The organism is Methanoregula sp. (genome assembly GCF_002835825.1).
In the GTDB taxonomy this organism is placed as follows: domain Archaea; phylum Halobacteriota; class Methanomicrobia; order Methanomicrobiales; family Methanospirillaceae; genus Methanoregula.
In genome coordinates this window covers 1-9,661 of the sequence record NZ_PIZH01000037.1, presented here as the reverse complement: position 1 = coordinate 9,661, position 9,661 = coordinate 1, and the positions used below count along the sequence as shown (strand labels likewise).

Genomic DNA, 9,661 nt, shown 5'->3' with positions numbered 1-9,661 from the left:
TTCTACGCGTGTGCGGCAGCCGCCAGCGTGTTCTGCGTCGCGCGGGTGAGACAAACGGAGTCGTTCCCCGGCCCGGCCTGGTGTTTGAGGGTGGGGAGGCAGCTTTCTGCCGTCATGGTCTCGAGGCCGCATTCGACAACCGCGTGGTAGATCGGCACGGTGGTGACGGGGAGCGTGGTAAACGCGAGGATATCCCTCCGGATGGCGTCGATGTCACCTCCCATAGAGAGGTCGCTGATTGTGTCGGCGCCAAACTTCTCGGCGATCTCCGCCTTTTTGAGTTCATCGCTGAGGGAAACTTTTCCCGAGGATGTTCCCAGGTTGACATTGATCTTCGTGCGCAGACCGGTCCCGATGCCCGTGCAGCGATTTTTACGCTGCATGATGACCACACTCCCTGCGGCTATCCGCCGGAGGAGTTCATCGGGATCCATACCTTCCTCTGCGGCAACGGTCTTCATCGGGAGGGCCAGTCTCCCTTCGCGGGCAGAATCAACCAGGGTCTTCATGGCTTTTGCAGTGCTCCGTGCCGGTATCCTTGGCGTTTTTGCCATATGGATACCTGACATCCGCATCCGGTCTGGTGCAGTGTACTCCTCCGGTACGAAAAAGCTCTTTTTCCAACTAATAAACTACCGGCAGGTTTATGATTACCGGATCACGCAGCATATTGTATCAGGCGCCAATCCGGGAGTATATCGGGGCCGGATTTCACTGTGCGATCCGGATTGCGATCCGTTTGTGTTCTGATCCTTCCCATCCAATCCCTTTTTTTCAGATACCGGCCAACCATTCCTTACTGTATGGACTACGACCCCTCGCAGGTGTACCAGCCCGAAGCCGACACATATCTCCTGCTCGATGTCGCAGGGGGCGAAGTGAGGGCCGGCGACCGGGTGCTGGAGGTCGGGACCGGCTCGGGGCTGATCGCAGCCGCGATGCGGAAGGGTGCCCGCACCATAGCCACCGATATCAACCCCCACGCTGCGATCGCTGCCCAAAAAGCCGGCGTGGATGTCATCCGCTGCAACCTTCTCGACCCGGTCCGGGGAAAATTCGATCTCGTTCTCTTCAATCCCCCGTACCTTCCCACCGAACCTCATGAGCGGATCGATGACTGGCTGGAGTATGCCCTTGACGGCGGGATATCCGGGAGGGAGACCCTTGAGTTGTTTGCTGCGGATGTGAAACGGGTGCTTGCGCCCGGGGGCAGGATCCTGGTCCTCATCTCGTCGCTCACCGGGCCCGGTGCAGTAAAGGAACTCTTTGCTTCGCACGGATTACACGCGGAGCTTGTCCGCGAGGAGAAAGTGGAGGACGAGACCCTGCTTGTCCTACGGTTCACCCGCTGAGGCACGCTTCGGACTTCAGACAATCAGCCGCTTTCGCATCAGGTTGATCGAGATGATGCAGGTGATGGCAGTGATGACTGCGATCCATGCAAGGTGAAGAAGGAGCGTCCACGAGAGTGAAGGCAGGGTCAGCATCCGCATGATGGCGACAAGGTGCGTGAGCGGCAGGACGGCAAGCGCGAAGTACTGGAGGAAGGCCGGCATCAGCGTGAGCGGGAAGAACGTGCCCGAGAAGAGCGCCATGGGCGTGATGAAGAGGAACGACGGGTAATTGAGCGTATCGATGCCGGGTGTCACGGACGTGAAGCACATCGCGATGCCGGCAAACATCAGGCCCCCAAGGAACGCGAGCGGGATGGCGAGCAGGGCAAGGGGGAGCGAAACGACCCCGAACACCGCGAGCACCGGCAGCATGATGATCACGTAGATGACGCTCCGGGTCGCCCCCCACAACAGTTCGCCCGCGATCACGTCCTCGATCGAGAGCGGAGTCGCAATCATGGCATCGAACGTCTTCTGGTAGTACATGCGGACAAAGGAACCGAACGTGCACTCGAAGAACGCGGAGTTCATCACCGCGATGGCAAGGATGGCCGGGGCAATGAAGTTGATGTACGGGATGCCGTCGATCTGCTGCACGTAGGTGCCGATGCCGATCCCGATGGCAAAGAGGTAGAGGAGCGCCTCGACCAGCGGGGGAAAGAAGTTCACCTGCCAGGTCCGGACAAAGACCACGAGGTTCCGGTACCAGACGATTCCGGCACGGCGGGTAACGTTCGGGATTGAGAAGATGTGCGGCATGATCACTCCCGGAGGTTCCTCCCGGTCAGTTTCAGGAACACGTCTTCGAGCGTTGCGGGCCTTGTGATCATCCGCGCCGGCTGGCAGCGATCAAGGATAGTCCTCGCCACTTCCCGGGCTTTCTCTGTTGTCCCGGTCACCTGCACCATGTCACCGGTCTTCTCGAAGGGGACGCCACGTTCGCGGAGACAGGTGACGACATCGTCGCTTCCCTCCACCTCCACGATCTCATCGCCCACGTGCTCCCTCACAAGGTCCGCTGGAGCTCCTTCTACCAGGATCTTCCCGTTGTCCATAATGACCAGCCGGTCGCAGAGCCGTGCGGCTTCGTCAAGGTAATGCGTGGTCATCACGATAGTGTTCCCTCTCGCCTGAAGGCTCCGGAGTTTCTCCCAGATCAGGTGACGGGCCTGCGGGTCGAGGCCGATGGTCGGCTCATCTAAAATGAGAATGTCGGGACGGTTCACGAGGGCCCGGGCAAGGATGAGCCGGCGTTTCATCCCCCCGGATAACTTGTCCACCGAAACGTCCCGCTTCTCAGTAAGCTGAACAAACTCCAGCAGTTCGTCAGCCCGCCTTGTCGCCTCGTCTTTTGGTATGTTGAAGTAGAGCGAATAGTAATAGAGATTCCCAAAGCAGGTGAAGTCGGGATCGAGGTTGGTCTCCTGCGGGACAACGCCGAGGCTCTGCTTGATCTCCGCGGGTTTTTCCTCCGGGTCCATACCGAGGACCGTGAGGGTGCCGGAGGTGCGGGGCGAGACACAGGTGATCATTTTCATGGTCGTAGTCTTGCCGGCGCCGTTCGGGCCCAAAAAACCGAAGATCTCCCCTTTTTTTACCGTGAATTGGATGCCGTCGACTGCAACCGTGCTGTTATAGTTCTTCTTCAGGTCATGGGCCTTGATGATTGCCGTCATCAGCGATCTTCCGTGCTGTGGATCTCTGTTCTCTGTACTACAAAATGCTCGTGTTCGATACAAGGGGGCAAAGAAGAAAAACGGAAAGGAAAGGAAAGGAAAGGATGAACGTTACGGGAGTGGCTGTGGCTTGACAAAGACAATGCCCGCGATGAGCACGGCAAGGAGGGCCACGGTGCCCATCAGCGTAAAGGGGTCAACCGTATCGACATTGTAGATCAGCACGTGCCGGACTACTCCGGTCAGCCCCGCGATAAGGAGGGCCCGGACCTCGACATGCTTGGTCTTGAAGTAGACCGTCACGGTCTCGAAGAGGACGATAATCGTGATGGTCAGGAGCAGTGCGTAGATGACACTGACAAGCCCGTTGGCAAAATCACGGGAGATGATCATCTGCAGGATGAGCAGGATTGCATCCCAGACCGAGAATATGGCGATGACTGTCAGGAGGATCGCCACGATCGTATACAGGATCATGGGCACGAACGAGAAGAAGCTGATCAGGTATTCCATTACCGTTGGTTTTTTTCCATGTTGTACTCCCGGGGAGTTGTTACCCTAGTGTGACATGGCGAAGATAAAAAATGTGCGGGAACGGGGAGATCATTTCGTGAGGCGGCGGAGTGCCTCATCCGCAGCGTCGCGGACTTCAGAGAACGGATCGTTTTTCAGTCCGGTGAGCGGTGCAACGGCCTCCCGGTTGCCCAGTTTCCCGAGGATTACGGCAGCGCCGATCCGTACCTCCCGTTCACGGTCGTGGAGAAGGGGGATGACGAGCGTGGCGGACCCGGGATCGCGGATCCTCCCGAGCGCCTCAAGCGCAGCGGCCCGGACTGCCGGCTCATCATCCCGGAGGGCTTTTGCGAGCGTGGGGACGGAAGCGGCATCCTCCCTGCGGCCCAGCGCCAGGGCTGCCTCGCAACGGACAGCCGGGTGAGGATCGGCAAGGGCACCGGCAAGGGCGGGGAAGACACGGTCGTCGCTCATGGTCCCAAGCGCCTTTGCAGCGGCCTTCCGCTTCGCAATGCTGCCCTTCAGCAGGTCGGAAAGAAGCGTCGTGATGTCAGCCATGGATGAGGGAGAGCAGGTTAGTGCTCGCAGGAACCGCCGGATTCGTACACGGAGATGACCTTCTGTGCCACTTCCGGAGAAATCGTGTCGTGGATAAAGTGGACGAGTGCCTCGACATCCTCAACCGGCAGGCAGCCAAGGCTCTCCTCGCCTTTCTGGATCAGGTCCGTAATGTACGTGAGTTCCTCTTTGTCGAGCCGGCTGATGCGGCGGAGAAAATCCTCAGAATCCTCGGCGAAATGGTTGGAGACCGGCGGGAGGATGGAGTGGAACATGTGGCCCGATCCCGAGCAGGTCAGGTCGCCGCACTCGGGCGCCAGCTTCTTTAAGATCGCGATGTCCTTCTCGTCAAGTTCGCGTGGCATGATGGTTGTACCCGATCAGTGTTTTACGGGCTTTGGAATAAACGTGCGGGACGGGCACCGGTCGCTGTCACGATCCGCGGGGACCGGACCATTGATGCGGCACTCGCCCGCATCGCCGGACTTTGGCGCATAGCTGATACAATCGGCACAGGTTGGCATATACACTCCTTATGGATTCCCTGTGCAATGATTCTTGCGAAAAAAAGGTTTTAGAAATATTTGCCCAGCCACTTTTTGATCCCGGCAAAGAAGCCGCCGGAACTCTTCGTGCTGCCGGACTTTGAGCCACCGGATTTCTTCTGCGACCGGGGCTCCATGGTCTGCATGGGTTTTGCAACCGTGCGCTTGACCGGGGGGGAGCGGGGTTCCGGGATATCCCGGAGCATGCCAGAAGGCTCATCGGCAACGGGCTCAAAACCCCACGCGAACCCGATCTTATACGCCCGCTCGTTCTGGCGGATCCAGTTCGCGGCGGCCATATAACCTCGGTCTTCCGCCTTCTTGATGGTGTCTTCGTGGTCTGATGTAAAGTGGATCTCGCGCTGGAGGGCAACGATCTCCTCATAGGCTTTTCCGGGAACCTGGATCTTCTCCCTGCTCATAAGTTCTCGTATAGGGATATGCCGGGACGCGCTATTTAATGGTTCCTCTGTAAACCGGGGAATTTACGGGTATTCTGCGCGTCAATTGTAATCCGGATTGTACGGAGATGCCGGAATCGCCATCGCACAATGTTGATAAGCCCGCTGGTCTATTGTAGAGCATAGCGTTGGAGGGAAATTTATGGGAAAAGTGGTCTATGAAGGCGACGATTTCAAGCGGATGCCCCGTGCAGACCTGCTTGCGGTCGAGCGTCTGGTCAAGTCCGGCAAGCTCGGGATCTTTGAAGTGAAATACAAGGAGACGAAGTTCAAGATCGAGATCAAGAAGAAGGGCATGGACACGGTGGTGAAACGGTTCCGGGCAATGTGAGCCGGGATCGTATCGGAAAAACAGGAATTATCCAAAAATTTTTCCATTTTTTTTCAGAGATCTCTTTTTGGTTGTGAATCACGTGTCTTGTGATTTCTGCCCCTCTTCCAGCTTCTTCTCGCGCCGGAAATGTTCCACCATGAGGCAGAAGAGGTACATGCCCACAGCATTGGCCAGGATCATCGGGATGTACACCCTTGATACGATCGCGAGGGCCGATTCGAACGGCTGGACAAGGGCAAGCGTGAGCACCATGTGGAAGACCTCCATGAGGACCGCAAAGACCACGGCAATCTTCCAGCCGGCAAACTTCTTTTTGCAGTACAGCCAGATGAGCCCGCCAAAGAGACCGGCAAAGATCGCGGTGATCGAACAGGGGATGACCGTGAGTCCCCCAAGGCTCAGCCGGTAGGCAGCCCCGATCGCTCCCGCACCCATGCCGACCCATGGCCCGGCCAGGAGGCCGGCAAGCATGGGGCCGAGGTCGCGGACGTTCACGACCGAGCCGAGGAACTCGATACCGCTGATGGAGCCATAGACCGAGAGTGCGCCAAAGAAGATGACGAGGATGATCTGTGTTGTGACGGTCGCGTGCCCTTCAAGGATCTCCGGGAAGATCCGGCTCCGGGTCAGGAGGTACGCGGCCACGATGATCACGCACATGAGCTGCAACAGGACATTGAGCTGGGTAAGGAATGAGAGATCCATGGTTATCACAGGTACGGGAATAGCGTTGGTTGGGGGTCTGGATAAGGGATGCGGTGGGGGGAGAACTCTTTGCCCGGCTCGTCATCTTCAGGATCTGCCTGTCAGGAATTATCATGGCGCACCGGGAAAATTGTCAATCGCGGTATTCACAGATGATAATCATAGAGCAGATCTTCTTTGATACTGCACGTTCTTTTACGCCCGCATGCCGGGCAGAGCAGGAAGGGGTCGCTCCTCGAATCGTCCTTGCCGCCAAACCGGATCTTCTCGTCTTTTACGAGAACATGCCCGCATGAAGGGCAGTATCTTTCTTTCCTGCGTGGCATACTATCGCTCTCCTGAATCAACCTGCCTTGCCAAACAACTGCAACACCTCGCGCAGCTCGCCTGCAACCTGGTATAACCGGGCAAGACGTTCCGCAGTCTCACCGGCATGTTCTTTGCGCCGTTCCATGGCGGCACGGACGGCCCCGTGGGTTGCGTCGATGGTAAGGCGAAGATTCGCATCGAGCGTGGAACTGTACTGGAGGAACGCTGCATCGATGCTCTGCAGTGTCTCGTACCGGAGGTTTTCCAGATTGCGCATGACAAGGATATCGATCTGGTGTTTCATGCGATTTTTTGCTCGGCTCTGCCGCAGGGGGCCCGGCAGGAGGCGTTCCATCATCGCGGACGAGACCGGGGAGAAGGTACTCTCCCATTCGTGATCTACCCAGTAGGGCTTCCGCACGAGATGATAGACCTCTTCCCCGCTCGGAGCATGGTACGGGATCTCGAACAGTTCTGCTGCACCCTTGCGTACAGACTCGATGAGCGTTTCCGCACGCTTCCCCTGCTCCCGGAGCCGAACCGTCATCTCGCGATCGGCCATGGCCGTAATGGACCCCAGTTCATGCTCGAACCAGCCAGGAATAGTACCTGCAACGGCATCCTGGGCAGCTTTCTCCGGAGTGTGGGGGGAGGCCGCCATTGCATCTTCGGCAATTTTTGAAAGCCGGTCTTTCAGGGGGATCCGGAGGTCCTTAACGTACATTTCAATGGTGTCGTAAACCCGCTTCCGGTCACCCAGCAGGATGTCCTGTGCATGGAGCCGCTGCTGTTCGACCTCTGCAATTTTTTTATCGAAGAGACTGAGCCGGCTCTCCAGTTCCGACAGGGGCAGTTCCAGAGCCCGGATATTGAGGTGCGTCTGGAGCTCTGCATCGCAAAAGACATTGAAGACTTTTTTCCCGATTGCTTCCCGTAACACCCGGTTCTTCTCGGATGCGAGGAACAGGATCAGGTGATCTGAGACCTCCTGAAGGCCGCTCTCATCCCATAACCGGGTATCGTTCGCTTCTTTTGCCAGCAGTCCTTTCTTTGCAGAGACTGCGAAGATATGCTGACCGGGATCGATGCTGGCAACGCTATTCAGGACAGTACGGAAAAATGCAAGGGCGGTTTCCTTTTCATCGCCGGTAAGATAGTCCACTTTATTCAGGACAAAGAAAAGCCGGGCAACGCGGTCCTTGATCTCCCTGAGAAATGCAACCTCCACCTCCGTGATCGGGGGATCAGCCGAGACGAGAAAGAGCGCTGCATCGCACTGCGGGAGGAAGTTCAGCGTGCCTTCGGTATTGTGGCGGTATACCGAACCGATCCCGGGCGTATCGATAAGAACAACGTCCCGGAGTATGGGTGCCGGGAGCGTGATCTCCACTTCCCGGACGCCCTTCTGGTTCTCCGGGTTCTCCTCTTCGGTGACATACAAGGTGAGGTGTTCCTGGAGCCACCGGATCCCCGAGTGATGAGATGCAGGTTGAATTTTGTCTTCGCTGCATTGCATAAGCTCATCTTCCACAACCGTGTCCGGGCGGCTGTCATTATACCGGACCCGGAGTGTCCGTTCGGCCCCGTACCGGATGAATGTCGGGATCGCAGTCAGGGGTACAACAGCGCTCGGCAGGATATCTTCCCCGAGGAGCGCGTTCAGGAGCGTGCTCTTGCCCCGCTTGACCTGCCCGAGAACCGCGAGATGAAACCGGCCCTCCATCAGGCGTTTCTCCAGCTCGGCCAGCCGGCTGGCATGCACCGCATACCGTGCGCCCATGGTTTCGAACCGGTGCCGTTCTGTTCGTAATACGGTGACGAGATTCTCCGGAACAACAATGGGCGTTTGTTCCGGTGAGGGGGGAGGGGGTGTGCTGCTTTCTGCCATGAGCGATCTCCTCATGTTTGTATCCGGCCGGATTCATCGCATCCAGGGTGAGATGCGCAGGATATCCGGGTAGGAGTTATCAGCACAAAAGGCGGTTAGAGGTGAACTCCATCACCTGATCTCTTAAAATTCTGCTCGCTGCCGGTATTAACGCTTTTTCGTGGTTTGACCGCGATGGAAAGGAAATCCATAAGAAAGTGCACGTACCCATCTCTTGATCGTACGGCGATGAGGTCCGCCACTAACCGCCCCGGTCCGGCTGATGACTTCTGGTAAAACGACCAGCACGGGATTCATTAGTCCCGTGAACGGTTCCTGTGGATAGTGAGACAGGAACCATGGAGTGTGTCACACATGGCAATGACAATCCAGAAGATCCACGCTCGGGAGATCCTCGACTCCCGGGGCAACCCGACCGTTGAAGTCGATCTCGTGCTGACCGGCGGCAGCAGGGCGCGTTCCGCTGTCCCGTCCGGTGCATCGACCGGCACGCACGAAGCTGTTGAACTCCGCGACAAGGACACGAGGCGATTCGGGGGCAAAGGTGTCCAAAAAGCCGTTTCGAATGTCAACACGGTCATCGCCCCGGCCCTTGCCGGCAAGGACGCATCCGACCAGGCGCTTATCGACAAGACGCTGATCGAACTCGATGGTACGCCGGAGAAAGGCCGGCTTGGTGCCAATGCGATCCTTGGCGTCTCGATGGCGGCAGCCCGGGCCGTTGCGCAGGCCCGGAGGATCCCGCTCTACGAGTACCTGAGCCCGACCCACAAGTATCTCCTGCCAGTGCCGATGATGAATGTGCTCAACGGCGGGGTCCACGCCCAGTGGCAGGGCTCGGACTTCCAGGAATACATGATCGTGCCGTTCGGTGCCCCCGACTTCCGGACCTCCCTGCAATGGGGTGCGGAGACCTACCACGCGCTGCAGGCAATGCTCAAGAAGAAGGGCTACCCGACCGCTGTTGGCGACGAGGGCGGATTCGCCCCGAAAGTTACCACCAACGAGGAGCCGCTTGAACTTATCACGACTGCCATCGAGCAAGCCGGCTACAAGCCCGGAAAGGATATCGGGATCTCGCTTGACCCGGCATCGAGCGGGTTCTTCCAGAACGGAACATACGAGCTGAAACGCGAGGGCAGGAATCTCACGGCGGAGGAGATGATTGCGTACTACCGGAAGCTTGTCGGGGCTTATCCGATCGTCTCCATCGAAGATGGTCTTGCCGAGGATGACTGGGCCGGATGGAAACTGCTGAACAAAGAACTGGGCCCGAAG

Annotated in this window: 14 protein-coding genes and 2 riboswitches; of the genes, 4 read left to right on the top strand and 10 right to left on the bottom strand. The window is 57.8% G+C overall.

From position 1 onward, the window contains the following. Positions 1–2: 2 nt before the first annotated feature. Positions 3–569, bottom strand: coding sequence for a phosphomethylpyrimidine synthase ThiC (locus CW742_RS02640; protein ID WP_292416105.1), 567 nt, complete (start codon positions 567–569; stop codon positions 3–5). A gap of 234 nt (positions 570–803) precedes the next feature. Between CW742_RS02640 and CW742_RS02635 the strand changes: the two genes are divergently transcribed. Further along, positions 804–1,352, top strand: a complete 549-nt coding sequence (locus tag CW742_RS02635) for a HemK2/MTQ2 family protein methyltransferase (protein WP_292416103.1) — start codon at positions 804–806, stop codon at positions 1,350–1,352. Positions 1,353–1,367: 15 nt separating this feature from the next. Here CW742_RS02635 and CW742_RS02630 read toward each other — a convergent pair whose 3' ends face one another. From CW742_RS02630 to CW742_RS02600, 7 genes are all read right to left on the bottom strand, one after another. Further along, positions 1,368–2,153: an ABC transporter permease gene (locus CW742_RS02630; protein WP_292416101.1), complete on the bottom strand. Its 786-nt coding sequence runs from the start codon at positions 2,151–2,153 to the stop codon at positions 1,368–1,370. A gap of 2 nt (positions 2,154–2,155) precedes the next feature. Continuing rightward, positions 2,156–3,070: an ABC transporter ATP-binding protein gene (locus tag CW742_RS02625; RefSeq protein ID WP_292416098.1), complete on the bottom strand. Its 915-nt coding sequence runs from the start codon at positions 3,068–3,070 to the stop codon at positions 2,156–2,158. A 111-nt stretch (positions 3,071–3,181) separates the two neighbouring features. Continuing rightward, a complete protein-coding gene (locus tag CW742_RS02620; RefSeq protein WP_292416097.1) occupies positions 3,182–3,583 on the bottom strand; it encodes a phosphate-starvation-inducible PsiE family protein in 402 nt (133 codons plus the stop codon). Between the two features lie 90 nt (positions 3,584–3,673). Beyond that, on the bottom strand, positions 3,674–4,141 hold the full coding sequence (locus CW742_RS02615; protein ID WP_292416095.1) for a HEAT repeat domain-containing protein: 468 nt from the start codon (positions 4,139–4,141) through the stop codon (positions 3,674–3,676). A gap of 17 nt (positions 4,142–4,158) precedes the next feature. Continuing rightward, positions 4,159–4,506, bottom strand: coding sequence for a hypothetical protein (locus tag CW742_RS02610; protein WP_292416093.1), 348 nt, complete (start codon positions 4,504–4,506; stop codon positions 4,159–4,161). Between the two features lie 15 nt (positions 4,507–4,521). Next, positions 4,522–4,665 carry a hypothetical protein gene (locus CW742_RS02605; RefSeq protein WP_292416092.1) on the bottom strand — a complete coding sequence of 48 codons (144 nt, stop codon included), beginning with the start codon at positions 4,663–4,665 and terminating at the stop codon, positions 4,522–4,524. 50 nt (positions 4,666–4,715) lie between these two features. After that, positions 4,716–5,108: a hypothetical protein gene (locus CW742_RS02600; RefSeq protein ID WP_292416090.1), complete on the bottom strand. Its 393-nt coding sequence runs from the start codon at positions 5,106–5,108 to the stop codon at positions 4,716–4,718. Between the two features lie 181 nt (positions 5,109–5,289). On the opposite strand from CW742_RS02600, the gene CW742_RS02595 reads away from it, so the two are divergent. Further along, positions 5,290–5,478 (top strand): hypothetical protein, encoded by a 189-nt coding sequence (locus CW742_RS02595; protein WP_292416088.1) that lies wholly within the window; start codon positions 5,290–5,292, stop codon positions 5,476–5,478. Positions 5,479–5,556: 78 nt separating this feature from the next. Here the strand turns inward: CW742_RS02595 and CW742_RS02590 are convergent, their stop codons facing one another. After that, positions 5,557–6,186 carry a LytS/YhcK type 5TM receptor domain-containing protein gene (locus CW742_RS02590; RefSeq protein ID WP_292416087.1) on the bottom strand — a complete coding sequence of 210 codons (630 nt, stop codon included), beginning with the start codon at positions 6,184–6,186 and terminating at the stop codon, positions 5,557–5,559. Positions 6,187–6,239: 53 nt separating this feature from the next. Between CW742_RS02590 and CW742_RS02585 the strand changes: the two genes are divergently transcribed. Beyond that, positions 6,240–6,482 carry a hypothetical protein gene (locus CW742_RS02585; RefSeq protein WP_292416085.1) on the top strand — a complete coding sequence of 81 codons (243 nt, stop codon included), beginning with the start codon at positions 6,240–6,242 and terminating at the stop codon, positions 6,480–6,482. A gap of 47 nt (positions 6,483–6,529) precedes the next feature. On the opposite strand, the gene CW742_RS02580 is transcribed toward CW742_RS02585, so the two are convergent. Then, entirely contained in the window at positions 6,530–8,383 is a 1,854-nt protein-coding gene (locus CW742_RS02580) for a dynamin family protein (RefSeq protein ID WP_292416083.1), read from the bottom strand. Between the two features lie 63 nt (positions 8,384–8,446). Next, positions 8,447–8,508, bottom strand: a riboswitch (Fluoride riboswitch). Between the two features lie 90 nt (positions 8,509–8,598). Further along, positions 8,599–8,662, top strand: a riboswitch (Fluoride riboswitch). Between the two features lie 75 nt (positions 8,663–8,737). On the opposite strand from CW742_RS02580, the gene CW742_RS02575 reads away from it, so the two are divergent. Further along, on the top strand, positions 8,738–9,661 hold a 924-nt coding region (locus CW742_RS02575), incomplete at its 3' end, for a phosphopyruvate hydratase (RefSeq protein ID WP_292416081.1).